Source organism: Sulfitobacter aestuariivivens, assembly GCF_014763045.1.
GTDB classification, from domain to species: Bacteria; Pseudomonadota; Alphaproteobacteria; order Rhodobacterales; family Rhodobacteraceae; genus Sulfitobacter; species Sulfitobacter aestuariivivens.
This window is the reverse complement of sequence record NZ_JACTAG010000002.1, coordinates 625,638-648,889: the sequence shown is the minus strand read 5'-3', so window position 1 is coordinate 648,889 and position 23,252 is coordinate 625,638. Positions and strand designations below refer to the sequence as shown.

General features: G+C 58.9%; 24 protein-coding genes. 17 read left to right on the top strand and 7 right to left on the bottom strand.

Translation table 11 applies throughout. The annotated features are described in order from the left end of the window. The first annotated feature begins 229 nt into the window (after positions 1–229). From H9Q16_RS13010 to H9Q16_RS12975, 8 genes are all read left to right on the top strand, one after another. Positions 230–2,440, top strand: a complete 2,211-nt coding sequence (locus H9Q16_RS13010; protein WP_191075858.1) for a transglycosylase domain-containing protein — start codon at positions 230–232, stop codon at positions 2,438–2,440. Positions 2,441–2,621: 181 nt separating this feature from the next. Next, positions 2,622–4,358, top strand: a complete 1,737-nt coding sequence (locus H9Q16_RS13005) for a type I secretion system permease/ATPase (protein WP_191075857.1) — start codon at positions 2,622–2,624, stop codon at positions 4,356–4,358. Continuing rightward, complete coding sequence (locus H9Q16_RS13000; protein WP_191075856.1) at positions 4,355–5,668, top strand: HlyD family type I secretion periplasmic adaptor subunit; 1,314 nt, start codon at positions 4,355–4,357, stop codon at positions 5,666–5,668. Before H9Q16_RS13005 ends, H9Q16_RS13000 begins: the two co-directional genes overlap by 4 nt. A 68-nt stretch (positions 5,669–5,736) precedes the next feature. Further along, positions 5,737–6,195 carry a RidA family protein gene (locus H9Q16_RS12995; RefSeq protein WP_191075855.1) on the top strand — a complete coding sequence of 153 codons (459 nt, stop codon included), beginning with the start codon at positions 5,737–5,739 and terminating at the stop codon, positions 6,193–6,195. Beyond that, positions 6,192–6,953 carry a glycerophosphodiester phosphodiesterase family protein gene (locus H9Q16_RS12990; RefSeq protein ID WP_191075854.1) on the top strand — a complete coding sequence of 254 codons (762 nt, stop codon included), beginning with the start codon at positions 6,192–6,194 and terminating at the stop codon, positions 6,951–6,953. The genes H9Q16_RS12995 and H9Q16_RS12990 overlap by 4 nt, the downstream gene beginning before the upstream one ends. 49 nt (positions 6,954–7,002) lie before the next feature. Then, positions 7,003–8,187, top strand: a complete 1,185-nt coding sequence (locus H9Q16_RS12985; RefSeq protein ID WP_191075853.1) for a GNAT family N-acetyltransferase — start codon at positions 7,003–7,005, stop codon at positions 8,185–8,187. Continuing rightward, complete coding sequence (locus H9Q16_RS12980) at positions 8,184–8,492, top strand: 4a-hydroxytetrahydrobiopterin dehydratase (protein WP_191075852.1); 309 nt, start codon at positions 8,184–8,186, stop codon at positions 8,490–8,492. Before H9Q16_RS12985 ends, H9Q16_RS12980 begins: the two co-directional genes overlap by 4 nt. Positions 8,493–8,504: 12 nt before the next feature. Continuing rightward, on the top strand, positions 8,505–9,350 hold the full coding sequence (locus H9Q16_RS12975) for a mechanosensitive ion channel family protein (protein WP_191075851.1): 846 nt from the start codon (positions 8,505–8,507) through the stop codon (positions 9,348–9,350). 39 nt (positions 9,351–9,389) lie between these two features. On the opposite strand, the gene H9Q16_RS12970 is transcribed toward H9Q16_RS12975, so the two are convergent. Beyond that, a complete protein-coding gene (locus H9Q16_RS12970) occupies positions 9,390–9,878 on the bottom strand; it encodes a peroxiredoxin (protein WP_191075850.1) in 489 nt (162 codons plus the stop codon). 90 nt (positions 9,879–9,968) lie between these two features. On the opposite strand from H9Q16_RS12970, the gene H9Q16_RS12965 reads away from it, so the two are divergent. Next, on the top strand, positions 9,969–11,177 hold the full coding sequence (locus H9Q16_RS12965; RefSeq protein ID WP_191075849.1) for an NAD(P)/FAD-dependent oxidoreductase: 1,209 nt from the start codon (positions 9,969–9,971) through the stop codon (positions 11,175–11,177). Then, positions 11,174–11,725, top strand: coding sequence for a 16S rRNA (guanine(966)-N(2))-methyltransferase RsmD (rsmD, locus tag H9Q16_RS12960; RefSeq protein WP_191075848.1), 552 nt, complete (start codon positions 11,174–11,176; stop codon positions 11,723–11,725). The genes H9Q16_RS12965 and rsmD overlap by 4 nt, the downstream gene beginning before the upstream one ends. Positions 11,726–11,727: 2 nt before the next feature. Here rsmD and H9Q16_RS12955 read toward each other — a convergent pair whose 3' ends face one another. Next, the gene (locus H9Q16_RS12955; RefSeq protein ID WP_191075847.1) at positions 11,728–12,942 is read right to left on the bottom strand and encodes an aminotransferase-like domain-containing protein; all 1,215 of its coding nucleotides are present in this window, start codon (positions 12,940–12,942) and stop codon (positions 11,728–11,730) included. A 117-nt stretch (positions 12,943–13,059) separates the two neighbouring features. On the opposite strand from H9Q16_RS12955, the gene H9Q16_RS12950 reads away from it, so the two are divergent. Beyond that, positions 13,060–13,251 carry a hypothetical protein gene (locus tag H9Q16_RS12950; RefSeq protein WP_191075846.1) on the top strand — a complete coding sequence of 64 codons (192 nt, stop codon included), beginning with the start codon at positions 13,060–13,062 and terminating at the stop codon, positions 13,249–13,251. A 37-nt stretch (positions 13,252–13,288) separates the two neighbouring features. Here the strand turns inward: H9Q16_RS12950 and map are convergent, their stop codons facing one another. Together map and sfsA are read right to left on the bottom strand one after the other, a co-directional pair. Further along, positions 13,289–14,104 (bottom strand): type I methionyl aminopeptidase, encoded by an 816-nt coding sequence (gene map / locus H9Q16_RS12945; protein ID WP_343067846.1) that lies wholly within the window; start codon positions 14,102–14,104, stop codon positions 13,289–13,291. Between the two features lie 32 nt (positions 14,105–14,136). After that, positions 14,137–14,850, bottom strand: coding sequence for a DNA/RNA nuclease SfsA (sfsA, locus tag H9Q16_RS12940; protein ID WP_191075844.1), 714 nt, complete (start codon positions 14,848–14,850; stop codon positions 14,137–14,139). A 49-nt stretch (positions 14,851–14,899) separates the two neighbouring features. On the opposite strand from sfsA, the gene H9Q16_RS12935 reads away from it, so the two are divergent. From H9Q16_RS12935 to H9Q16_RS12920, 4 genes are read left to right on the top strand one after another with little or no spacing between them, the layout of a single operon-like run. After that, complete coding sequence (locus H9Q16_RS12935; RefSeq protein WP_191075843.1) at positions 14,900–15,619, top strand: competence/damage-inducible protein A; 720 nt, start codon at positions 14,900–14,902, stop codon at positions 15,617–15,619. Then, positions 15,616–16,335, top strand: a complete 720-nt coding sequence (locus tag H9Q16_RS12930) for a GNAT family N-acetyltransferase (protein WP_191075842.1) — start codon at positions 15,616–15,618, stop codon at positions 16,333–16,335. The genes H9Q16_RS12935 and H9Q16_RS12930 overlap by 4 nt, the downstream gene beginning before the upstream one ends. A gap of 11 nt (positions 16,336–16,346) precedes the next feature. Further along, positions 16,347–16,916, top strand: coding sequence for a peroxidase-related enzyme (locus H9Q16_RS12925; RefSeq protein ID WP_191075841.1), 570 nt, complete (start codon positions 16,347–16,349; stop codon positions 16,914–16,916). Next, positions 16,913–17,845, top strand: coding sequence for an OmpA family protein (locus H9Q16_RS12920; RefSeq protein ID WP_191075840.1), 933 nt, complete (start codon positions 16,913–16,915; stop codon positions 17,843–17,845). The genes H9Q16_RS12925 and H9Q16_RS12920 overlap by 4 nt, the downstream gene beginning before the upstream one ends. Before the next feature lie 100 nt (positions 17,846–17,945). Here H9Q16_RS12920 and H9Q16_RS12915 read toward each other — a convergent pair whose 3' ends face one another. From H9Q16_RS12915 to H9Q16_RS12905, 3 genes are all read right to left on the bottom strand, one after another. Continuing rightward, positions 17,946–18,851 carry a LysR family transcriptional regulator gene (locus H9Q16_RS12915; RefSeq protein ID WP_191075839.1) on the bottom strand — a complete coding sequence of 302 codons (906 nt, stop codon included), beginning with the start codon at positions 18,849–18,851 and terminating at the stop codon, positions 17,946–17,948. A 141-nt stretch (positions 18,852–18,992) separates the two neighbouring features. Then, positions 18,993–19,934, bottom strand: coding sequence for a zinc transporter ZntB (locus H9Q16_RS12910; protein WP_191075838.1), 942 nt, complete (start codon positions 19,932–19,934; stop codon positions 18,993–18,995). A gap of 191 nt (positions 19,935–20,125) precedes the next feature. Further along, a complete protein-coding gene (locus H9Q16_RS12905) occupies positions 20,126–22,153 on the bottom strand; it encodes an NADPH-dependent 2,4-dienoyl-CoA reductase (RefSeq protein ID WP_191075837.1) in 2,028 nt (675 codons plus the stop codon). Positions 22,154–22,291: 138 nt separating this feature from the next. Between H9Q16_RS12905 and H9Q16_RS12900 the strand changes: the two genes are divergently transcribed. Next, positions 22,292–22,774: an RNA pyrophosphohydrolase gene (locus H9Q16_RS12900; RefSeq protein WP_191075836.1), complete on the top strand. Its 483-nt coding sequence runs from the start codon at positions 22,292–22,294 to the stop codon at positions 22,772–22,774. Further along, positions 22,774–23,250 (top strand): hypothetical protein, encoded by a 477-nt coding sequence (locus H9Q16_RS12895; protein ID WP_191075835.1) that lies wholly within the window; start codon positions 22,774–22,776, stop codon positions 23,248–23,250. Before H9Q16_RS12900 ends, H9Q16_RS12895 begins: the two co-directional genes overlap by 1 nt. The last annotated feature ends 2 nt before the right edge of the window (positions 23,251–23,252 follow it).

Genomic DNA, 23,252 nt, shown 5'->3' with positions numbered 1-23,252 from the left:
GGAGCCCTGCGTTGTGCCTGCCAAAACAATCCGCCCTCGACGCGCAGAGGGAAGTGCTGCAGCGCAGAAAGTCGCGGATCACGCTAGGTAAGTGGTGAAAATTTAGACGCTGCTGAAATTATGCACAAAAATTAGTCAAAGAATTGATGTCAATTGCGATCAAGTCCGCTAAACAATCCTCTCTACGCGGTCTATGATGCAGCCAAAATCGAGCCGGGCAGGCAATGTTATGAGTGATTCACGCAAGCGAACGCGCCCCTTGGTGGCGGACAAAAGGTATGCTTCTTCATCAAAGAAGCGACCCGCGAAGAAACCTGTCAAAAAGCCGGTGGCCAAACGCAGATCGACCCGTGCAAAGCCCAAAAGGCGCGGCGGTATTCTTGGATTGCTCAGCGCCATGGTGCGGTGGGTTTTTCGCCTGATCTGGACCATCACCTGGCGGATTACGGCGGTTGCCATCCTGGTTCTGGCTTTGGCGGTTGGCTATTTCTACACTACATTGCCTCCGCTTGAGGCCTTGCTGGACGGGCGCGCACGAGGCTCGGTGACCTTGCTGGATCGTGACGGAGATGTGTTCGCCTGGCGCGGGGATCAGTTTGGCGGCGTGGTGACGGCTGAAAGCGTCTCAAGGCACCTCAAGCATGCGGTGATTGCGACCGAGGACAAGCGGTTCTACCAGCATTTCGGTGTGAGCCCGCGCGGGATTGCGTCAGCCATCCGCATCAACCTGCGCGAGGGGCGTGGCCCGTTACAGGGGCACGGCGGGTCCACCATCACACAGCAGGTCGCCAAGTTGATCTGTCTGGGTGAACCATTTGATCCGGCGTCCGGCATGACTGAAAAGGAATACGAAGCCGGGTGCCGCGCCGGGAACATTCAGCGCAAAGGCAAAGAGGCGCTGTTTGCGATGGCGATGGAGGTGAAATACTCCAAGGACGATATTCTGTCGATTTATCTCAACCGCGCCTACATGGGCGGTGGCGCTTTTGGTGCCGAGGCCGCAGCGCAACGGTTCTTTGGCAAACCGGCATCAGCGGTGAATGCGGCGGAAGGGGCGATGCTGGCGGGCTTGCTGACAGCGCCCTCAAGCCTGTCGCCGACTAGCAACCTTTCCCGATCCCAAAATCGTGCGGCGACGGTGCTGCGCCTCATGAACGAACAAGGGTATCTGAGCGAGGCCGAGACCCGTGAAGCGCAAGCCAACCCGGCAACCCTGTCGGAGGCGGCTGAAAAGAAGGCTGGCGGATATTTTGCCGATTGGGTCATGTCGACGGGGCCGGAATTTTTCACCCGAAACACGACCGAGGATGTGATCATCAGAACCACGCTGGACCCGCGGATCCAGAAAGCTGCAGAGGACGGGTTGAAGTGGGTCTTTGAAAACAAGGTACGCGACGGCTCCAAAGCGCAGGCGGCGATTGTGGTGATGTCGTCTGACGGCGCGGTTCGGGCCATGGTTGGTGGGCGCAAGACCAAGGTGGCAGGTGCCTTTAACCGTGCCACGCAGGCATTGCGCCAAACCGGGTCTGCCTTCAAACCCTTCGTTTATGCGGCGGCGCTTGATCTGGGGTATTCGCCGAATGATCTGATTGATGACAGCCCTTATTGTCTGGATATCCCCGGTTCGGGCCGCTGGTGCCCCAAGAATTATACCAACAACTTCAAAGGCATGGTCACGCTGACCGATGCATTGAAAAACTCTCTGAACATTCCGGCAGTCAAGATTTCAGAAAGCGTCGGGCGCGAATTGGTCAGTACCGTCGCGACCCAGTTCGGGATCAAAAGCGATCTGGCCGCGGGCCCCGCGCTGGCGCTTGGGGCATCTGAAAGCACTTTGATAGAGATGACAGGCGCGTATGCGGGTATTCTCAACGGAGGCTCGTCGGTCACACCGTATGGATTGATAGAGTTGCGCTTGCTGGGCGACACGGAGCCGCTGATGGGCACTGGTGGCGGTATTGGTGAACGGGTCATTCAGGAAGGCGCCGCGCGACAACTGGTCTACATGATGGAGAAGGTGATTTCCGAAGGGTCCGGCGCGCGCGGGCAGTTCGGCGGGCGGCAGCTTGCAGGCAAGACCGGGACAACCACGGCGGCCAAGGATGCCTGGTTTATCGGCTTTTCGGCGGATTATGTCGCTGGTGTCTGGATGGGCTATGACGACAACACGCCGCTGAGCGGTGTCACAGGCGGTGGGCTGCCTACTGATATCTGGCGCGAAGCCATGAGCCGTGTTCATGAGGGCCTGCCGCTGAACCCGCTGCCGATGGCGCGCCCGGTCCCCATGACCGATCTTGTGCAGGACAATGGATACGCGCCACCGATCAGCGGCCAGGGCAACGGCGGAAACATCATTGACCAGGTCCTTCAGGACATCTTTGGCGGGGGTGGTGCCGGTGCGGGCAGTAATGCGCCGGCGCCGGGCGCGGGCGACCGCTGAGCAGCGCTGCCACAGTCATAGGGTCAGATTTTTCAGGTGATGGAAATGAACCGTTAAAACTACTATGACCAGATGGAGGTTTGTGTTCATGCACATCGGATCAAGCAGGCGTTGATTTGCAACCGGTGGGCGGGAAACAAGAAGGGCCGTTAAAATCGGCTTGGTCGGGTGAAAGGTGCGCATGCGCGAAGAATTGATCAATCGTGGACGGGATGAATTGCGGAAAGTTCGCCGCAGGTCGCGTGGTCTTTATTGGGCCGTGGGGCTGTTCAGTCTTTTTGCCAACCTGCTGATGCTGACGGGCCCGATGTACATGCTGCAGGTCTATGACCGCGTGCTTGGGTCCGGGTCCGAGGAAACGCTGATCGCGCTCTCGATCCTTGTGATCTTTCTTTATACCGTCATGGGCATTCTTGATTACACGCGCGGCCGGGTCATGGCGCGGGTCGGCGCGCGGTTTCAGGAAGATCTTGACCGACGTGTCTTTGACGCCGTTATCCGCAAGTCTGCCGTGGCACCGGACATTAAGACCAACGGCGGTCTGCACGATCTTGAAGCCGTGCAGCGGTTGATCAGTTCTCCGGTGTTGATGGCGGCGTTTGATTTGCCCTGGACGCCGATCTTTTTTGCCGCAATCTTTATCTTCCATCCTATGCTGGGGTGGCTCGCCGTATGTGGGGCGTCAGTCCTGATCCTGATCGCTCTTGCCAATCAGCTGATGTCGCGCGGCAGTCATGAACGCGCCGGTATTGCGGGGCAGGCGGCCACAGCAATTTCCGACCAGATCCGCACAGAAGCTGAAATGGTGCAGGCCATGGGCATGCGTGATGCTGCGTTCACTCGCTGGCAAAAGGCCCGGGGCGAGGCGCTGGAGCAGCAGGTCGTTGCCACCGATGTAGGCGGCGGCTTTACCTCGCTCACGAAATCGCTGCGCCTGTTCTTGCAATCGGCAATGCTGGGTGTTGGTGCCTGGCTGGTGCTGCAGAACCAGCTGACACCCGGTGCGATGATTGCCGGGTCCATCCTTTTGGGGCGCGCCCTTGCCCCGGTTGAAATGGCAATGAATCAATGGCCCATTGTACAGCGCGGTCGGTTGGGGTGGGCGAACCTGTCGTTGTTGCTGGGTGCAGTTGCCGTGGAAGCGCCGCGGACCCAATTGCCCGTTCCCAAGGCAAAACTGGCTGCCAAGGGGCTGACAGTTGTGCCCCCGGGCGAGAAACAGGCCGCACTCAAATCCGTGAACTTCACGTTGGAGCCGGGTCAGGCGCTGGGCATCATTGGCCCTTCGGGCGCTGGAAAATCCACGCTGGCTCGCACCCTGATGGGTTTGTGGCAACCGGCGGGGGGGTACATCCGATTGGACGGTGCGGCACTGGATCACTATGGCACGGACACGCTGGGGCAACACATCGGATATCTGCCGCAGCGCGTACAGCTTTTCGATGGCTCGATTGCTGAAAACATTGCGCGTCTGTCCGGCACGCCGGACGATGCCAAGGTTGTCGCCGCCGCCAAGATGGCCGCGGCACATGAGATGATCCTTGAGCTGCCACATGGCTACGACACACAGATCAGTGCCGGTCAGGTGCGCCTGTCAGGCGGTCAGATGCAGCGTATCGGCCTTGCGCGCGCCCTTTATGATGACCCGGTGATTGTGGTGTTGGATGAGCCGAATTCGAACCTCGATAATGTGGGATCACAGGCGCTTAATCATGCTATCCGAGAGATGAAGACACGCGGGCGTTCTGTCATCATCATGGCGCATCGGCCCAATGCCATTCAGGAATGCGACACCCTGCTGGTTCTCGATAATGGCATGCGAATGGCCTTTGGCCCAAAGGACGAGGTGCTTAAGGGCATGGTCAAGAACGCGCAACAGATCAAAGAAGCGCCGGTTGCTTCGGGCGGTGTGTCATGAATGCGCCGGTGAAGAACAAGCGGTGGTCGGCGACGCGGCCTGTCATTCTGGGTTTTTTCGGACTGCTGCTGCTGTTTGGCGGATTTGGCACATGGGCCGTCACGTCGGAGATTGCGGGGGCCGTGATTGCGTCGGGCCGTATCGAGGTGGACCGCAATCGGCAGATCGTTCAGCACGAAAATGGTGGCGTGGTTGAAACCATAGTCGTGGACGAAGGCGATACAGTCGCGGCGGGTGATCTGCTGATCGCGCTTGATCCGCAGCAGCTGTCCTCACAGCTTGTCATCATCGAAGGGCAACTTTTCGAGCTGATGGCCCGGCGCGGCCGACTGGAGGCTGAACGGGACGAGGTGGACGGGATATCATTTGATTCCGAACTGGTCGCCGTCGCGGCGCAGCGCGAAGACGTCAATGAATTGGTCGAGGGGCAAACGCGGCTTTTCGAGGCCCGCCGCGCGTCCGTTGCCAAGGAAATCGAACAATTGGGCAAGCGCAGTGAGCAGATCGCCTCGCAGATCGACGGAGTCACATCGCAAGAAGATGCATTGACCCGCCAGCTGGAACTGATCGAGGAAGAGCTGGAAAATCAGCAGACGCTGCTGGATCGCGGGCTTGCGCAAGCCTCGCGGGTCTTGTCGTTGCAGCGCGATCAGGCAGGTCTGCGCGGTCAGATCGGTGAGCTTGCCGCAAGCAAGGCACAAAGCCAGGGCCGTGCGACCGAAATCGACATCGAGATCCTCAAACTGGGCACCGCCAGCCGCGAAGAGGCAATCAGCCGCCTGCGTGATCTGCGGTACCGGGAACTGGAGCTGGTGGAACAGCGCCGTGCCTTGTTGTCAGAAATTGATGGCTTGCAGGTCCGTGCGCCCGTCTCAGGCATCGTCTATGGCATGCAGGTCCAGACCCCGCGGTCTGTGGTGCGCCCGGCTGAGCCGCTGATGTATCTTGTTCCGCAGGACCGGCCGCTGGTGATTGCCGCGCAAGTGGAGCCGGTGCATGTGGATCAGATCGTTGTGGGCCAAGATGTGAACTTGCGTTTGTCGGCGCTGGATCAGCGCACCACGCCAGAACTTGTCGGCCGGGTCATGCAGATTTCCGCGGATGCAATTGAAGATCAGGTCACCGGGGCATCGTTTTTCCGTGCTGAAATTACGCTGAATCCGGGTGAGTTGGAAAAACTGCCCGAAGGTACCATTCTGCTGCCAGGCATGCCGGTCGAGGCGTTCATCCGGACCGGGGACCGGTCGCCGATGGCCTATCTGATCAAGCCGATGGCGGACTATTTCGCCCGGGCGATGCGCGAATCTTGATCCGCCCTCTTTTCGTCGCTTCTCAACAGGTCTAGCGTCCGCTTGAGATCTTTAAAGGAGTGCGATCCATGAGCTTTACCGACCGACTTGCCGCCATGGGTGTGACCCTGCCCGACGCCCCGGCCCCCGCCGCGAACTACGTCCCGTTCGTGCGCGTCGGGCATACCGTCTATGTTTCCGGCCAGATCTCCAACGGGCCCGACGGGATGATTGTTGGAAAGCTGGGGGATAACATGTCGGTCGAAGAAGGTGCTGCGGCCGCGCGGGCCTGCGCGATCAGCCTGCTGGCGCAGGTCAAGGCCGCATGCGACGGCGATATCGAACGGATGGTCCGTGTCGTCAAGCTTACAGGATTCGTCAATTCGACCCCCGACTTTGGGGATCAGCCCAAGGTGATAAATGGCGCGTCCGATTTTCTTGTCAACGCATTGGGCGACGCAGGCAAGCATTCGCGTTCTGCTGTGTCAGCCGCCTCTCTGCCCTTTGGTGTGGCCGTGGAAATCGAAGGCATATTCGAGGTCAAATGACCCTCCCCCGCGCTTTTTTCGAAATCCCCTTGGCGCATAGGGCATTGCATGATGTGAGGGATGGCCGACCTGAAAACAGCCGGGCCGCGATCAAGGCGGCCATTGCTGCGGGGTATGGCATTGAGATCGACCTGCAGCTTAGCGCGGATGATCAGGCGATGGTCTTTCACGACTACGGACTGGAGCGGCTGACGACTGAGACAGGTCCAATCCGACAGCGCTCTGCAGCGCAGCTTGACAGCATTCCGCTGAGGGGTGGTGGTGAGGGCATACCCGGCTTGGCCGAAGTGCTGGATCTTGTCGCAGGCCGCGTGCCGCTGGTGATTGAGCTTAAGGATCAGGATGGCGGTATGGGCCCCGACATTGGCCCACTGGAAGTGGCCACTGCCAGCGCGCTGAAAGGGTACGTGGGTGATGTCGCTGTCATGTCCTTCAATCCCAACAGCATGGTGCGGATGGCCAAGCTTGCTCCGGATGTATTTCGTGGGCTTGTAACAAGTGCTTATCGGTATAAGGAATGGCCGCTGCCCAAGGCCACCTGCGATGCACTGCGTGACATTCCCGACTACGACCGCGTGGGTGCCTGTTTCATTTCGCATGAGGTTGATGATCTGTCTCGCGACAGGGTGGCGGAACTTAAAAGCGCAGGCGCGATGATATGTTGCTGGACAGTGCGCAGTGCAGAAATCGAGGCCAAAGCCCGCAAGGTTGCCGACAATATCACCTTTGAAGGCTATCTTGCCGCGTTGCACGGTTGATCCAGCGCTATTGCGGCCCAAATTAAGGGGCAGGCAGCCAGGGCAGCAAATGACGCAAGAAGTGGAAATTAGGGTGGTGCCGCGCATTGCGGACATCGGTCAACAGGCATGGGACGCTTGCGCCTGCCCTGAAGCGCGTGATGGCGCGCGGCCTCATGATCCGTTCACCACGTATCGATTTCTTTCAGCGCTTGAAGACAGCGGCAGTGTCGGGCCCGGCACGGGTTGGCAGCCGCAATACCTCAGCGCCTCGATTGCCGGACAGGTCATCGGCGTCGCGCCGCTTTTTGCCAAGTCGCACAGTCAGGGCGAATACATTTTTGATCACAACTGGGCGCATGCCTATGAGCGGGCGGGCGGCCGGTATTATCCAAAGCTGCAGATTGCCGTGCCGCATACACCCGCAACCGGCAGGCGGTTTCTGACGCGACCCGACTTTGAAGACGCCGGATTTGCAGCACTGGTTCAGGGTGCGGTGCAATTGACGCAGAACAACGGCTTGTCGTCGCTACACGCCACCTTTTGCACGCAGGGCGAAGCAACCCGCGCGCAGGACATGGGGCTGATGGTGCGCAAGAGTCAGCAGTTTCACTGGCGCAACGGCGGCTATGCTGATTTTGACGACTTTCTTGCCGGTCTGAATTCCCGCAAACGCAAGAACATTCGCAAGGAACGCGCACAGGCGCAGGGGTTTGGTGGCGATATCCATGTGCTGACCGGTGATCAGATCCAGCCCGAACACTGGGATGATTTCTGGGTGTTTTATCAGGACACCGGCGCGCGCAAATGGGGCTCCCCTTATCTCACGCGGAAGTTCTTTGACATTGCGCAGGAAACCCTGCGCGACGACATTGCATTGGTGCTGGCTGAACGGAATGGCCGCATGGTGGCGGGCGCGCTGAACTTTATCGGTGCCGATGCGTTGTACGGGCGCTATTGGGGGTGTGTGGAGCATCATCCCTGCCTGCATTTCGAACTGTGCTACTACCGGGCGATCGACATTGCGATCGACCTTGGTCTGAGCACGGTCGAGGCAGGGGCGCAAGGCGAACACAAACTGGCGCGCGGGTATCTGCCCACGCCGACCTGGTCTGTTCACTGGGTTCGGGATGACGGGTTTGCGCGCGCCATTGGAGAGTATCTGGAGGCGGAAACCGCAGCCGTAGACGACGAGATCGAGATTTTGACAGAGTATGGGCCTTTCAAGAGAGCCCGGATAGAGGAGCAGGAATGAGCGAGAAGCTGAGCGATGAAACACGTGGGACCCTTCTGGACCCCCTTATGGAAACCGGTTGGGAAATCGAAGAGGGACGGGATGCGATCCGCAAGACCTATAAATTCGATGATTTCGCCGACGCTTTTGGCTGGATGACCCGCGCCGCGATCTGGGCCGAGAAATGGAACCACCATCCTGAATGGGAAAACGTCTATAACCGCGTGACGGTCACGCTAACCACGCATGATGTGGACGGGCTTAGCACGCTGGATGTAAAGCTGGCACGAAAGATGGACGGGCTTTTTGGCCCTGTCGACGACTAACGGAAAGAAACCATGCAAGAACTGATGAATACCGAGCTTTGGCAGGGAAAATCCCTTGCTGACCTGCTGACACTTGAATTTCTGGCCAGCGCTGCTGGCTCTGTGCTGGGAGCCATAGCGATCTTGCTGGTGGGCTGGACTGTTTCGGCCTGGCTGCAACGCCGGGTCGCAGCGCTGGGGCGCAAGCACAAGCAACTTGATGACATGTTGTTCGACTTCTTGTCGTCGATCGTACGCTATGCGGTGCTGGCCTTCACCTTTCTTTTTGTCCTCAACACGTTTGGGATCCAGACGACGTCTATTGTGGCGATTATCGGTGCGGCTGGCCTTGCGATCGGTCTTGCGCTGCAAGGGACGCTGTCGAATGTGGCGGCAGGCGTGATGCTGATCCTGTTCCGCCCCATAAAGATTGGCGATTTTGTCGAAGTGGCGGGCGAGATGGGGACGGTCAAGGAGATCAGCCTGAACTTCACAGAGCTGGCAGATCTGAGCAATGTTCAGGTGATCGTGCCAAACTCGGAAGTTTGGGGCAATGTCATCACCAACTACTCCACCAACGCAAAGCGCCGGGTGGAATGGACTTTCGGTGTGGGCTATGGCGCGAACCTCAAACAGGCCGAAGACATCATTCGCGATACGATCATGGCGGATGCACGTGCGGATGCAGAGCCTGAACCGTTTATTCAGGTCAACAATCTGGGCGACAGTTCGGTCGATTTCATGGTGCGCGTCTGGTGCGACGCAGGCGAATATCTGGGCTTCAAGACGGACATGACCCGCAAGGTCAAGGAAGCGCTGGATGCGGGCGGCGTGGATATTCCATTCCCGACACGCACAATTGTACAAGCCGCCGAATAGTGGTGGGTGCGTCGGCCCCTAAGGGCCGACGCCAATCACTTACATGTTTTCAAGCAGCGCTTCGCCGCCCGAAACCTCACAGACGCCGGGGTTTTCTTCGGCCTGAAAGAGGGTGACCTTGCCGTCATCCACCAGCATCGCGTAACGCTTGGAGCGCGCGATGAGGCCTGCGGGAGGGACATCAAAGTCCATTCCAATCGCCTTGGTGAATTCCGACTGGGCGTCGGCCAGCATGGTGATGCCCGCCTCTGTCGCGCCTGTGGCTTCTCCCCATGCCTTCATGACGAAGGGATCGTTGCAGGACAGGCAGATGATTTCGTCCACGCCTTTTGCATCGAACTGATCTTTGGTGCGTACAAAGCTGGGCACATGCGCAGAATGGCAGGTTCCGGTATAGGCCCCCGGCACAGCAAATAGGACAACCTTGCGGTCTTTGAGCTTGTCGGCCAGCACGACCGGAGCCGGTCCATCAGCCCCCATCTGTATCAGCGTTGCATCGGGCAGGGTGTCACCTTGGGAGATTGTCATGGGCTTTGCCTTTCTAGCGATTGTATTTGTCGTTGATGGACATATAGGTTTCACCCTGACCAAGGACCACAACATTCGAGGGAAAGTAGCATGACACATGTGGTTGTGATCGGTGCAGGGCAGGCGGGATCGTCTTGTGTTGCCAAACTGCGCAATGGTGATTTCGACGGCCAGATCACCCTCATCGGGGCAGAGCCACAACCGCCCTACCAGCGCCCACCGCTTTCCAAGGCCTATCTGTTGGGAGATATGGCGCTAGAGCGGTTATTCCTGCGGCCCGAAAGTTTTTACACCGACCAGCAGATTGATTTGCGGTTGAATACGCGTGTTCAGGCCATCGACACAGATGCCAGGACGGTCACTACAGCGCATGACGTGATAAGTTATGACGATCTGGTGCTGACCACCGGGTCGATCCCGCGCCGCTTGCCCGCCCGTATCGGGGGCGAATTGGACGGGGTATTCGTCGTTCGCGATCTGGCGGATGTGGACGCGATGGCGCCACGTTTTGAAGTTGCGAAACGTCTGCTGATTGTCGGCGGGGGCTACATCGGGTTGGAGGCTGCGGCAGTGGCCGCCAAGCGCGGTCTCAAGGTTACATTGGTTGAGGCGGCAGAACGGATACTGCAAAGGGTTGCCGCGCCGCAGACCAGCGACTTTTTTCGCGATCTGCATCGCACCCGTGGCGTTGATATTCGCGAAGGTGTCGGGCTCATGCGGTTTATCGGTGAAGGACATGTGACCGGCGCAGAGCTGGCAGACGGCACCGTGATCGAGACCGATTTTGTTATCTGTGGCGTCGGCATCGCGCCCGATGTTGCGCTGGCCGAGGCTGCGGGGCTCAAACTTGATAACGGAATCGCGGTGGATGCACTGGGGCGGACCTCCGCCCCAAGTGTATGGGCCGCCGGAGACTGCACATCCTTTCCTTACAAGGGTGGGCGGATCCGGCTGGAATCAGTGCCCAATGCGATTGATCAGGCTGAGGTGGTGGCAGAAAACATTATGGGCGCAGACAAGGATTACGTCGCCAAGCCATGGTTCTGGTCCGATCAATACAACGTGAAACTGCAGATCGCAGGGCTTAATACCGGCTATGACACTGTCGTCACACGCCGGGCCGACGGGAACAGCGTGTCGTTCTGGTATTACAGGGGTGACCAGCTTTTGGCCGTTGACGCGGCGAATGATCCGCGGGGATACATGGTGGGAAAGCGCCTCATTGAGGCGGGTAAATCGCCGGATCCGGATGCCGTTGGGGACCCGGCCACTGATCTAAAGGCGCTGCTCAAGTCGTGAGGATCATCGCGGGAAAATTTCGCGGTACAGCGCTGGCCAATGTCGGTAAGGGCGACAAGGGTGCACACCTGCGGCCGACATCCGACCGGGTGCGCGAAAGCCTTTTTTCCATGCTGATCCACCGAGACGTGATCGATGGTGCCCGGGTGCTGGACCTCTTTGCGGGCACCGGCGCGCTGGGGCTCGAAGCCTTGTCGCGCGGCGCGCGCCAGGTCTGTTTTGTTGAGAACGGTCGCGTCGGGCAGCGGTTGATTGGCGAAAACATCCGAAAGCTGGGCGTCGACGAGCAGACCACGCTGATGCGCAATGACGCCACACGGTTGGGGGCGTGGCCGCATGCGCCGTTCGATCTGATCTTTTTGGACCCGCCATATGGCAAGGAAATGGGAAACCGCGCGATTGCCACTGCTTTGCAAGGCGGTTGGCTGGCGCAGGATGCGATCGTGGTCTGGGAAGAGAACGCGCCCCAGAACGCGACCGAAGGATTTGAGCGCGTCGACAAGCGAAAATTCGGGGACACCCACGTCACGCTGCTGCAGCGAAACTGAGCCTATCCCCGCACGGCGCGAATTGCCTGCCCCAGGCGGGAAATGCCTTCTGAAATTTCGGCCTCGTCCGCGAGCGAGAAGCTCAGCCGCAGCGTATTCGCGCCAGAACCATCGGCATGGAATGCCTGTCCGGGCACGAACGCCACCCTTTGGTGGGTCAGCGCATGTTGCAAAACCTCTGCGGCGTCCATGCCCGGGGGCAGGGTGACCCAAATGAACATACCGCCTTCGGGACGCGTCCATTCCACGCCCTCTGGCATCTGCGCTGATAATGCTGCCAGCATGGCATCACGGCGGGCCTTGTATGTCTGGCGCAGCATCCCTGTGTGCTGGTCGAAAATGGTTGAGGCAACCGTTTCAATTGCCATCTGATTGAGGGTCGCGGAATGAAGGTCTGCGGCCTGTTTGGTCAGCACAAGCTGCGAGATCACCTGTGCCGCGCCGCACACCCAGCCGACACGCAGGCCCGGGGCCAGGGTCTTGGAAAAGCTCCCACAATAAAGGGTGCGACACGCCTCGATATTGCCCTTGCGCGCAATCTCCAACGCCAGCATCGGCGGGATTGCTTCGCCATCAAAGCGCAGCGCTTGATAGGCGGCGTCTTCAATCACCGCAATGTCCAGGGTCTCGGCAAGATCAAGTATCGCACCGCGTTCGCTTAGATCCAGCGTCTTGCCCGTCGGGTTGGCGAAATCAACAGAAGCATAGGCGAACTTGACGCGTCCGCCCTTCGATTGTGCGGTCTGTGCATAATCCTCAGCACTACGATTGCTGCCGGGGTCGAGGCGGTCGTAGTGCGGCTCATATGCGTTGAAAGCGCCGAGGGCACCAAGGTACGTGGGCCAGCCGATCAGGGCGGTATCGCCGGGTGAAAGCAGCAGCTTGCCCAGATAATCCAGCGCCTGCTGAGAGCCGGATGTAATCATGATGTTGTCACGCACGCAGGGAATGCCCAGCGCTGTCATATGGGTCGCCAGCCAATCCCGCAGCGGGCCATATCCTTCGGATACGGAGTATTGAAGCGCGCTGCTCTCGTTCCCCGGGTTAAGTGCTGAGACAATCGCGTCCTGAAATGCCGCTGTCGGAAAGAGATCAGGATCGGGAATGCCACCCCCGAACGAAATGATATCGGGCTGGTTCAATAGCTTGAGAAGTTCACGGATCTCGCTCGCTTTCATGCGCAACGTGCGCGTCGCAAAGACATCGGTCCAGTTCATGGCAATTCCTCCCATGGGAAGCATGAGCACGTTTTCTTATTTATGGCAATAGTCCTTACCTAGTTGGCACAGCGGCGGGTGCGTTGCCCTTTTGCAAGGCCGTGCTAAGTTTGGGGTATGAGCGATGTCAGCGTATCAGGCGTACCCCTTGTGGGGCGCGTTCCCAATAAAAAGGCACCACAGATCACGTTGCCCAAACCGCAGCCTTTCGGGGCGCCGGTTTTTATCGTTGACGCGGTCACCCCGTTGGCCGGAGAGACGGTTCTGTCCTTGCTGATGAAGCGGCTCGCCCGGGACGAATCCGGATAGGCGCGCCATTGGCGGATGGCCTGTGCTGTGAACCCCGTCAGCTTTCGTATGTCGGATGGAACCTGCCTGCGGGGGAAAGGGTAAAAATTTCCACGCCGTCATTCGTCACGCCGACCGAATGTTCGAACTGCGCAGAGAGGCTCTTGTCGCGTGTCACGGCGGTCCAGTCGTCTGCGAGTGTTTTGGTTTCCGCACGGCCCAGATTGACCATGGGTTCAATGGTGAAGAACATGCCCGGCTCCAACACGGCGCCGGTGCCCGGGCGGCCGTAATGCAAGACGTTGGGCGGCGCGTGGAATACCTGACCCAGCCCATGTCCGCAAAAATCGGTGACGACGGACATGCGATGGCTTTCCACGAAAGTCTGGATTGCGTGGCCAATGTCGCCGAACGTATTGCCGGGCTTGACCACTTCGATCCCGCGTATCAACGCATCGTGGGTGACGTTGATCAGCCGCTCTGCCTTGCGCGGCAGTTTTCCGGCCACATACATCCGCGACGTGTCGCCAAACCAGCCGTCCACAATCACAGTCACGTCGATATTCAAAATATCGCCATCCTTGAGCTTTTTATCGCCGGGGATGCCATGGCAAACCACGTGGTTTACCGAAATGCATGACGCGTGTTTGTACCCCTTATAGCCGATTGTGGCCGATTTCGCCCCGGCGGCCTCCACCTTTTCCTCAATGATGCGGTCAATCTCACCGGTGGTCTGGCCGACAAAGACATGTTCGGCGATCTCATCCAGGATGGTCGCGGCAAGACGCCCTGCGGCATGCATGCCTGCATAGTCTGATGGGTCGTAAATGCGGATGCCGTCCCTTGTCTGGCGGCCACGGTGTGGGGTGTTCACCGGTCTCTCCATTGAAATTGTCTCTCTCTCTCTTAACGCGCAGGTTCCACAAGGGCCAGAGGGGCATCCAATGTGATCGCGTTGGGCGTGATATGGGTGCCAAGGCAAAGAGTTTCCAGCCCCGATGCCGTGGCGGCGGAGTGAGCGGCGGCATAGGCAGGGTCAATATCCGCTGCCATCGCAAATTTGGTGCAATCGGTGCGCTGCACGAGATACAAAAGGACGGCGCGTTTGCCTGCCTGTGCCATCTGCGCCAGTTCGTGCAAGTGCTTGGTGCCCCGCGCGGTTACACTGTCAGGGAATTCGGCAAGGCCCGGTGTGCGGTTCAGTGTCACTGATTTCACCTCGACGTATGCGTCTGGCAGACCATCGCCGGTCAAAAGAAAGTCGATGCGGGAGTTCTGACCGTATCTCATTTCAGGGCGCACATGCGTATAGTCGGCAAGCGCTGAAACCTCGCGCGCCATGAGCGCCGCTTTCAGAGCCCGGTTGGGCAAAGAGGTGTCAACGCCAGTAAAGTGCCCGTTCTCGTGATCTACCAGACGCCAGCCATATTTCAGCTTTTTCTTTGGATCGTCATTGGGTTCAAGCCAAATTCGCGTTCCGGGTGCTGCAAGCCCCATCATTGATCCGGGGTTGGCACAGTGGGCCGTTACCTCCCGGCCATCCTCCAGCGTACAATCAGCGAGAAAGCGTTTGTACCGTCGGATCAGACGTGCGGGAACAAGATCGGTTTGAAAGCGCATGGGGCGGGGCCTATACCGGGGCAATCGAATGCTCAAGGAGAGAACCGGTATGTCCAACCCTACTGCTGCCATGCTGGTGATCGGCGACGAAATCCTGTCAGGCCGGACACGAGATTCCAACATGCATTATCTTGCGGGGCGGCTGAGCGAGATCGGGATTGATTTGCGTGAAGTGCGCGTCATCGGGGATGAACACGGGGTGATCATCGCGGCAGTTCAGCAACTCAGTCAGATGTATGATCACGTCTTTACGAGCGGCGGGATTGGTCCGACCCATGATGATATCACAGCCGACTGCATCGCTGCGGCATTCAGCCGCGAGATTGACGTCCGCGCGGATGCCCGCGAGATCCTTGCCGCGCACTACAAAAAGGCGGGAACAGAGCTGAATGAAGCGCGGCTGCGCATGGCGCGCATTCCGCAAGGCGCAGATCTGATCGAAAATCCGGTATCCGCCGCGCCGGGCTTCAAGCTGGAGAACGTGCATGTGATGGCAGGTGTGCCTTCGGTGTTTGAGGCCATGGTTGAAAGCGTGCTGCCCACATTGTCAGGCGGCGCGCCACTGATCAGCAAGACCATCCGCATTGATCGCGGTGAGGGCGACATTGCCGGGCCGCTTAAGGACATCGCCGCGCAATTCCCGCTGCTGTCATTGGGATCGTATCCCTTTCAGAAAGACGGGAAGTACGGCGCGCATGTGGTTATTCGTGGCAATGATTCCGACGACGTCGAAGCCGCCATTGCTCTGCTTGGCGCCGCATTTTCATGAAACCGACAGCCTCAGAGCTTTTTGAAATCTGCGATGCGACCTGGCCCGCGGCCCGGCAGTGGGACGACGGGCCCTGGACATTTCGCGAAGGGAAGGGCGGGGGCAAACGGGTTTCAGCGGCGACATCCGCGCGCAGCACAGCAGTCGACACCATCGACGTTGCAGAGGCCGGAATGACGGCAATGGGACAGACCCCGCTTTTCATGATCCGTGCGGGCGATGAGACGCTTGATAAGGCTCTCGCGCAGCGAGGCTATGGCATTGTGGACCCTGTCACGCTCTATACCCTGCCGATCGCACAGCTGACAGATGTGCCAATCCCGCGCGTTACGGCCTTCACCATCTGGGAACCATTGGCGATCATGGCAGAGATCTGGGCCAAGGGCGGTATCGGCCCAGCGCGGCTGGATGTGATGGCGCGGGCGAAAACCAAGACCGGGATTTTGGCGCGGTGGAATGAAAAACCTGCAGGAGCGGCTTTTGCCGCAGTGCACAATGGTGTCTGTATGGTTCACGCGGTTGAGGTATTGTCTCACCAGCGCAGGCAGGGTGTTGCCGTCTGGATGATGCGCCGGGCGGCCTTTTGGGCGCAGGCGCACGGCGCCGACTACATCAGTGTCCTGTGCGTTGAACGGAACATTGCCGCCAATGCGCTTTATCAGGCGCTAGGCTTTACCCCAGCGGGCCAGTATCATTATCGCCAATGCGCCCAGTGAAGGAGCCTGCCATGGCCAACGCAAACCCGACTGCCCTTAATCTGCCCATGGTCGATCCTTTGCCGGAAGACACACAAAAGTATTTCGATATCTGCCGCGAGAAGCTTGGGATGGTGCCAAACGTCCTGCAAGCCTACGCCTTTGATATCGACAAGCTGAATACGTTTACGGCGATGTACAACGACCTGATGCTGGGCGACAGCGTCCTGACCAAGCTCGAGCGCGAGATGATCGCGGTCGCGGTGTCGTCGGTCAACAAGTGCTACTATTGCCTAGTCGCACACGGGGCTGCGGTGCGTCAGCTTTCAGGTGATCCCGCGCTGGGCGAGGCCCTGGTGATGAACTACAAAGTCGCCGCTATCGACGCGCGCCAGATGGCCATGCTGGATTTCGCGGTCAAGCTTACCAAGGAAAGCGCGAATGTGGTGGAAGGCGATAGAGACGCGCTGCGCGCACATGGATTTTCGGACCGTGATATCTTTGACATCACAGCCGTCGCGGCCTTTTTCAACATGACCAACCGTGTGGCCAGCGGTACGGACATGCGACCAAACGAGGGCTACCACGCCCAGGCGCGATGATCCGATCGATCGTCCTTCCTTTTTTGCTGTTGACCCAGCCTGCTGCAGCGCTGGAACTGGCGCTGCCGGCAACCGCGCGGCTGACCGTAGAGCGTAACACCGCGCCGGACATCTACACCGCACCCGTCGGCGTTTTTGACGGTGAAGTGGTGCCGAAACTCACGATCGAGGGGGACGTGCGGCGTGCGGCCTGGCGGCTCGATTCGTCGGGCATCACCCCTTTGCAGGTCATGCGGCCCCTGCGAGAGCAGTTGCAGGACAACGGATATGAGATCGTGCTCGACTGTGCTGGCGACGCCTGCGGTGGTTTTGACTTTCGCTTTGCAACCGAAACACTGCCCGGTCCCAACATGTACGTCAACATCCGGGCCTACCACATGGTCACCGCAGTGAAGCCTGCAACTGATGCCCCAAGCGAGGTCATCACGGTCCTGGCCAGCACCTCTGCCACCTCGGCTTATGTGCAGATCATCCACGCCGGAGAGCTCAGCGAAGGTGCGGTTGATGTCGCCGCCGTGGCCGACGTGCCTGTCAGCCGCAGCGCAGAACCGGGAGACATCAGTGGCGAGCTTCTGGGCAGGGGCCATTTTGTATTGCGCGATCTGGAGTTTGAGACCGGATCGGCAGATCTGGGCACCGGCCCCTTCGCGACCCTGTCCGACCTTGCGGATTTTCTCAAGGCGCAGCCCGGTATCAAGGTCGCCCTGGTGGGGCATACGGACTCGGTGGGCGGGCTGGCTGGAAACATCGCGCTGTCCAAACGCAGGGCGCAATCTGTTCGCCAGCGTCTGATTGACGCCTACGAAATCGACGGTGCCCGTATGGAGGCTGAAGGCATGGGGTATCTCTCGCCCGTCGCATCCAATCTTGAGGACAAAGGCCGCGATGCCAACCGACGTGTCGAAGTGATTTTGTTGCGCGCAGAATAGGTCTGACCGCGCAGCGGTGTAGCTTTCCGCAAAGACAAAGGCTCCCGGCGCCAGGGGCACCGGGAGAAGTCAAACACCGAGGGAGGTGTCGTTGGTTCTTTTACCAGTCGCTGGGGCCTTTTTCGGCAAAAGCATGGACCAGAAAATCGATGAACGCGCGCACTTTGGGCTGCGTGAAACGGCCCGGCGGATAGACGGCGTAGATGCCTTGTGTTTCCAATGGCAATTCGGGAATGGCGTCTTCGACCAGACCTTTTTCCATAGCTTCGGAATAAAGGAAACTTGGCAGGTAAGCGATACCAAGCCCTGAGATCGCCGCGTTCAGAAGGCTTTGTCCGTCATTCACCGACAGCCAGCCGGCGGTGCGCACCTGGCGCTTTTCACCCGAGGGGGCCGTCAATTTCCAGACGTTGCCGCTGGACTGGTTGGAATAGTGCAAAAGCTTGTGTTCGTTCAGATCATCGATCTTTTCGGGGCGGCCGAAGTCATTGAAATACTTCGGGCTTGCAATCATGCGTTTGGTGGTCTCGGTCAGTTTGCGGGCGCGCAGAGTGCTGTCTTCCAACTCTCCGATCCGCACGGCCATGTCGAAGCCTTCGCTGATCAGTTCGACGTACCGGTTGTTAAGGACCATGTTCACGGTGATGTCCGGGAAATCGGTCAGAAATTCAGACAAGACCGGCGATAGGTGGTTAACGCCAAAGTCTGTCGCAACGGAAATCCGCAAGAGACCCGAGGGGGCCGATTGCATGGATGTGACAAGCGCATCGGCTTCGCCAGCGTCATTCAGCACACGGCGGGCGCGGTCATAATAGGCAAGACCAATTTCTGTTGGAGAAACGCGGCGGGTGGTGCGATTCAGCAGACGCGCACCCAGCCGTGCCTCAAGCGAGGAGACGTGCTTGGAGACGGCGGATTTCGATATCCCCATCTTCTTGGCGGCATCCGTGAAACCCCCTTGATCCACCACGGTGGCGAAGGCTTCCATTTCTGTAAGGCGATCCATGCCTGTTCCTCTTCTGGGGTCTTGTGTGTCGAAGAACAGGTATGGCGGTCAATTGGGGCAGGTTCTGGGCGTGGGTGGGACAGTAGCAAGGTAATTGCGCGGATCGTTGATGGCACGGAAACAGGCGAATGCATTGTTTCGCTACAGCCAGCGCGTGATTTTCAACGCGATTAGCAGGATTACGCACACAAAACCCATCACCACACAAAGGACTGTAAAGGCCATCGGATCCTTCATCCCTGGCATCCCCGCCACGTTCACGCCAAAAAGTCCGGTCAGAAATCCCAGCGGCAGGAAAACAGCAGCGGCCACCGATAACCGGTATCCATGACTGGCCTGTTTTTGGGAAACCTGCAGGTCGTGTTCATCCTGAACGGCGATAATGCGTTCTTGTTGTGCGGCCAGTTCTTCAACCGCAATGGTGGTGCGGTTTGCCAATTCGCGCAGTTCCAAAGCGGCGTCGGGCGTGATCAGATCGCCAGTGATCGTGGCCAGTCTGTTCAACGCGTTCTGCTGCGGTTCAAGATAACGGCGCAGTTTGATCACCCGCCTGCGCGCTTCGGGCAATTCCTTTGGCGTGGGCGTGTCCTTGTCTTCCAGATCGCGCTCGTAAAATTCGGTCAATTCGACAATCTGCATGACCTCGTTCTGAATCCGCCCGGTCAGAAACCCGATCAGGCGTTGCAAAAACGCGGCAGGTGATCGCGGCGCATCATCTGCGTCGATGCCCTGACGGATATCGTCCATCGCAAAGACCTTGCGTACGCGTACAGTAACGATCACGTCCCGCGCGACCCACATCCGTACGGACACCATCTGGTCGGACGGCTGATGGTCATTCATGTTGATCCCGCGCAGGTTCAGGATTAGCCCGTCCTTGTAAGGATCGCACCTTGGTCTGGTCTCGGACTGCAAGAGGGCTGCGGCGGGGATCGGATCAAGTGTACTTGCGCACCACGACGCCAATTCCGGATCGTTCAAATCGAAGTGCCACCAGCGATACGCGCTTGGCCCTGTCAGAGCGGTATCATCTGGCACGCTAGCCGTGCCGTCGGGGTGAATGTCAAAGACGCAAAGAGGCATGCGGCAGAGTTGCAGAGGTGCGCACCGTTCGCAAGCGCGAGCAGCACGCGGAGGGTGGTGCCTTTAGCAAAGGTAGACATGAGTTTATTTGAAAGATGAAGTGAGCAGCGCCCTTCTTCATCTTTCTCTTAAACTCATGACAATCTAACAATCAGACGCGACGGCCCACGATAGGGCGCCGCGCTGCCCGTTCACAAGGATGCGGCCAGCCGCGTTCCCTGATCGATTGCGCGTTTGGCATCCAGTTCTGCGGCAACATCGGCACCGCCGATGACGTGGCATGTCTTGCCCTTGGCCTCCAGCGTGTCGGCCAGGGACCGATCGGAAAGTTGTCCGGCACAAAGAACAATCGTATCAGCCTCGATCAGCGTCGGATTTTCGCGCGCTTCACCGAACGAAACGTGCAGACCTTCCTTGTCGATCTTTTCATAGTTTACGCCGCCAATCATGTTGACGTCCTTCATGGCCAGCGCTGCGCGGTGGATCCATCCGGTTGTCTTGCCCAGACCTTTGCCCAGTTTGGTGGCCTTGCGTTGCAGCAACGTGACCTGCCGCGCGGGCGCGTCGGGTTGCGGGCCTTCGGGGGCCAGGCCGGAACGGTGTTCCGCCGGGTCTGCCACGCCCCATTCCTCCATCCACTCCGGAAGGTTGAGGGTTGGGCTTTCACCCTCGTGCACGAGAAACTCCGAGACGTCAAAACCGATGCCGCCCGCCCCAATCACGGCCACGCGGTCGCCTGCCTTTGCGGTGCCATTGAGGATGTCGATATAGCTGAATGTGTTGCCTGTGTCCTGCCCCGGGATTTTCGGATCGCGCGGGATCACACCGGTGGCGATGATGACCTCATCAAAGCCGTCCAGATCATCTGCTGTCGCTTCGGTGTTAAGCCGCACGTCGACATCATGGACATCAATCATGGTGCGATACCAATCGACAAAGCCCCAGAACTCTTCCTTGCCCGCGACCTGCTTTGCCAGGTTCAACTGCCCGCCAATCTCAGAGGCACGGTCAAACACGGTCACCTTGTGACCCCGCTCAGCCGCGGTGATCGCAGTGGACAGGCCTGCAGGTCCTGCGCCGACGATTGCGATCGTCTTTGGGTTCGCTGTAGGCTCAATCTTCAATTCGGTTTCCGCACAGGCGCGCGGGTTTACAAGGCAAGATGACAGCTTGCCGCCGAATGTGTGATCCAGACAGGCCTGATTGCACGCGATACAGGGCGCGATCTGATCGGCTTTGCCGACCATTGCCTTGGCCACGAAATCGGCGTCCGCCAGCATGGGACGCGCCAGGCTGACCATATCGGCGCACCCATCTGCCAGCACCTCTTCGGCGACTGCCGGGGTGTTGATGCGGTTCGAGGTGATCAGCGGGATGCCAACCTTGCCCATCAGCTTTTTGGTGACCCATGCAAAGGCTGCGCGCGGGACAGAGGTCGCGATGGTGGGAATGCGCGCCTCGTGCCAGCCGATACCGGTATTGATGATGGTGGCGCCTGCTTTCTCTATCTCACGGGCCAGCTGCACGACCTCATCATGGGTCGAGCCATTGGGCACCAGATCAATCATCGACAGCCGGTAGATCAGGATGAAGTCGTCGCCGACTTTCTCACGGACACGGCGCACGATCTCGATCGGCAGGCGCATGCGGTTTTCATAGGATCCGCCCCAGCGGTCCTCGCGCTTGTTGGTATGCGTGACAAGGAACTGGTTGATGAAATAACCTTCGGATCCCATGATCTCGACCCCGTCATAGCCCGCTTGCCGGGCCAGATGGGCGCAATTCACGATATCGCTGATCTGCTTTTCGATACCGTCTTCATCCAGTTCTTTCGGCGCAAACATGGAGATCGGAGACTTGATCGGGGAGGGGGCAACGCATTCTGGCGAAAAGGCATACCGGCCTGCGTGCAGGATCTGCATGCAGATCTTGCCACCCGCCTCATGGACGCGCGATGTGATGACGCTGTGATTGTCCACGTCCTTTTGGCTTGCCATCATGGCAGCGCCATGGGCCACGCAGCCTTCGGGGTTCGGCCCGATCCCGCCGGTGACCATCAGACCCACATCGCCCCGCGCGCGGGTGGCATAAAATTCAGCGACGCGATTCCAGTCCTGTGTTTCCTCAAGGCCCGTATGCATCGACCCCATCAGCACGCGATTTTTCAACGTGGTGAAGCCAAGATCAAGCGGAGCAAGCATGTGGGGATAGTCGGACATCAGGGAACCTCATCTGCGGGTATTTGCATCTGAATGACCTTACTGCGCCCGCGTGTCACGTACAACGCGGCGTCATCTGGACGGTGGCATCGCTGTCTTGGCCATGCCATCATGGTATCCAGCCCAAAGGACGCGTCTATGTCACCAGAAGAGATTGCCAAACTGCCCTATCGTCCCTGTGTCGGGGTCATGCTGATCAATAGCGCGGGCGACGCGTTTGTAGGGCAGCGCACCGACAGGAATTTTGACGCCTGGCAGATGCCGCAGGGTGGTGTCGACAAGGGCGAGACGCCGCAGGACGCCGCGCTGCGCGAGTTGCAAGAAGAGACCGGCGTGGCCGCAACACTGGTGGATGTCCTTGCGGAAACCGAAGACTGGTTGCCTTACGATCTGCCGCACGAACTGGTGCCAAAAATCTGGAAAGGGCGCTATCGCGGACAGGAGCAGAAATGGTTCCTGATGCGCTTTAACGGGCAGGACGCCGACGTGAACATCGAGACCGAACATCAGGAGTTTTCGACATGGCGCTGGATGCCTGTGGCCGATCTGGTGCCAAACATCGTCCCCTTCAAACGCGACGTGTACGTGGCCGTCCTCAAGGCATTCGAGGCGCATCTGTGATGCGGTATGTCATCATTTTCGTCGCACTGCTGCTGCCTGTTCAGGCCGCGGCGCTCAGCTGTTTGCGGCCCTCGGTGGCGCGCACCTATCATGAGGCGGATGCGGCGACGCAGGACTATCTTGTTGTTGTCGGGCGCCTCACGCTGGACATGCGACAGTTGCCAAAGACATCGCATGGCACAGCCAACCCGCCAAAGATGACCCGCATCAAGGGCAGACTGCGGGGCAAATCAATGGCAGCGAATGGCTTTACCGTTCCGTTTGACCAGCGCCTTACGCTGGAAGTTGCCTGTTTCGGACCCTGGTGTGGCGGTGCCGAAAACGGGCAGGAGGTGCTTGCCTTTGTGCGCCGCGACGCCCCGGGCCGATATGCCATTGCGATCACACCCTGCGGCGGGCATGTCTTCGCCAATCCCAAGAAATCGCACTTAGACACCGCCATGCGGTGCGCGCGGGGCAAAGCCTGCAAAGGTTAGAC

Excerpts from the sequence above, each read along its gene's own strand:
- H9Q16_RS12905 (WP_191075837.1), bottom strand. The coding sequence starts at position 22,153 with ATGTCCGACTATCCCCACATGCTTGCTCCGCTTGATCTTGGCTTCACC.
- H9Q16_RS13000 (WP_191075856.1), top strand. The coding sequence starts at position 4,355 with ATGAATGCGCCGGTGAAGAACAAGCGGTGGTCGGCGACGCGGCCTGTC.
- H9Q16_RS12935 (WP_191075843.1), top strand. The coding sequence starts at position 14,900 with ATGTCCAACCCTACTGCTGCCATGCTGGTGATCGGCGACGAAATCCTG.
- H9Q16_RS12955 (WP_191075847.1), bottom strand. The coding sequence starts at position 12,942 with ATGAACTGGACCGATGTCTTTGCGACGCGCACGTTGCGCATGAAAGCG.
- H9Q16_RS12910 (WP_191075838.1), bottom strand. The coding sequence starts at position 19,934 with ATGCCTCTTTGCGTCTTTGACATTCACCCCGACGGCACGGCTAGCGTG.
- H9Q16_RS12995 (WP_191075855.1), top strand. The coding sequence starts at position 5,737 with ATGAGCTTTACCGACCGACTTGCCGCCATGGGTGTGACCCTGCCCGAC.
- H9Q16_RS12925 (WP_191075841.1), top strand. The coding sequence starts at position 16,347 with ATGGCCAACGCAAACCCGACTGCCCTTAATCTGCCCATGGTCGATCCT.
- H9Q16_RS12975 (WP_191075851.1), top strand. The coding sequence starts at position 8,505 with ATGCAAGAACTGATGAATACCGAGCTTTGGCAGGGAAAATCCCTTGCT.
- sfsA (WP_191075844.1), bottom strand. The coding sequence starts at position 14,850 with ATGCGCTTTCAAACCGATCTTGTTCCCGCACGTCTGATCCGACGGTAC.
- H9Q16_RS12900 (WP_191075836.1), top strand. The coding sequence starts at position 22,292 with ATGTCACCAGAAGAGATTGCCAAACTGCCCTATCGTCCCTGTGTCGGG.
- H9Q16_RS12980 (WP_191075852.1), top strand. The coding sequence starts at position 8,184 with ATGAGCGAGAAGCTGAGCGATGAAACACGTGGGACCCTTCTGGACCCC.
- H9Q16_RS12920 (WP_191075840.1), top strand. The coding sequence starts at position 16,913 with ATGATCCGATCGATCGTCCTTCCTTTTTTGCTGTTGACCCAGCCTGCT.
- H9Q16_RS12950 (WP_191075846.1), top strand. The coding sequence starts at position 13,060 with ATGAGCGATGTCAGCGTATCAGGCGTACCCCTTGTGGGGCGCGTTCCC.
- H9Q16_RS12965 (WP_191075849.1), top strand. The coding sequence starts at position 9,969 with ATGACACATGTGGTTGTGATCGGTGCAGGGCAGGCGGGATCGTCTTGT.
- H9Q16_RS12930 (WP_191075842.1), top strand. The coding sequence starts at position 15,616 with ATGAAACCGACAGCCTCAGAGCTTTTTGAAATCTGCGATGCGACCTGG.
- H9Q16_RS12990 (WP_191075854.1), top strand. The coding sequence starts at position 6,192 with ATGACCCTCCCCCGCGCTTTTTTCGAAATCCCCTTGGCGCATAGGGCA.
- H9Q16_RS13010 (WP_191075858.1), top strand. The coding sequence starts at position 230 with ATGAGTGATTCACGCAAGCGAACGCGCCCCTTGGTGGCGGACAAAAGG.
- H9Q16_RS12985 (WP_191075853.1), top strand. The coding sequence starts at position 7,003 with ATGACGCAAGAAGTGGAAATTAGGGTGGTGCCGCGCATTGCGGACATC.
- H9Q16_RS12895 (WP_191075835.1), top strand. The coding sequence starts at position 22,774 with ATGCGGTATGTCATCATTTTCGTCGCACTGCTGCTGCCTGTTCAGGCC.
- H9Q16_RS12970 (WP_191075850.1), bottom strand. The coding sequence starts at position 9,878 with ATGACAATCTCCCAAGGTGACACCCTGCCCGATGCAACGCTGATACAG.
- H9Q16_RS12915 (WP_191075839.1), bottom strand. The coding sequence starts at position 18,851 with ATGGATCGCCTTACAGAAATGGAAGCCTTCGCCACCGTGGTGGATCAA.
- H9Q16_RS13005 (WP_191075857.1), top strand. The coding sequence starts at position 2,622 with ATGCGCGAAGAATTGATCAATCGTGGACGGGATGAATTGCGGAAAGTT.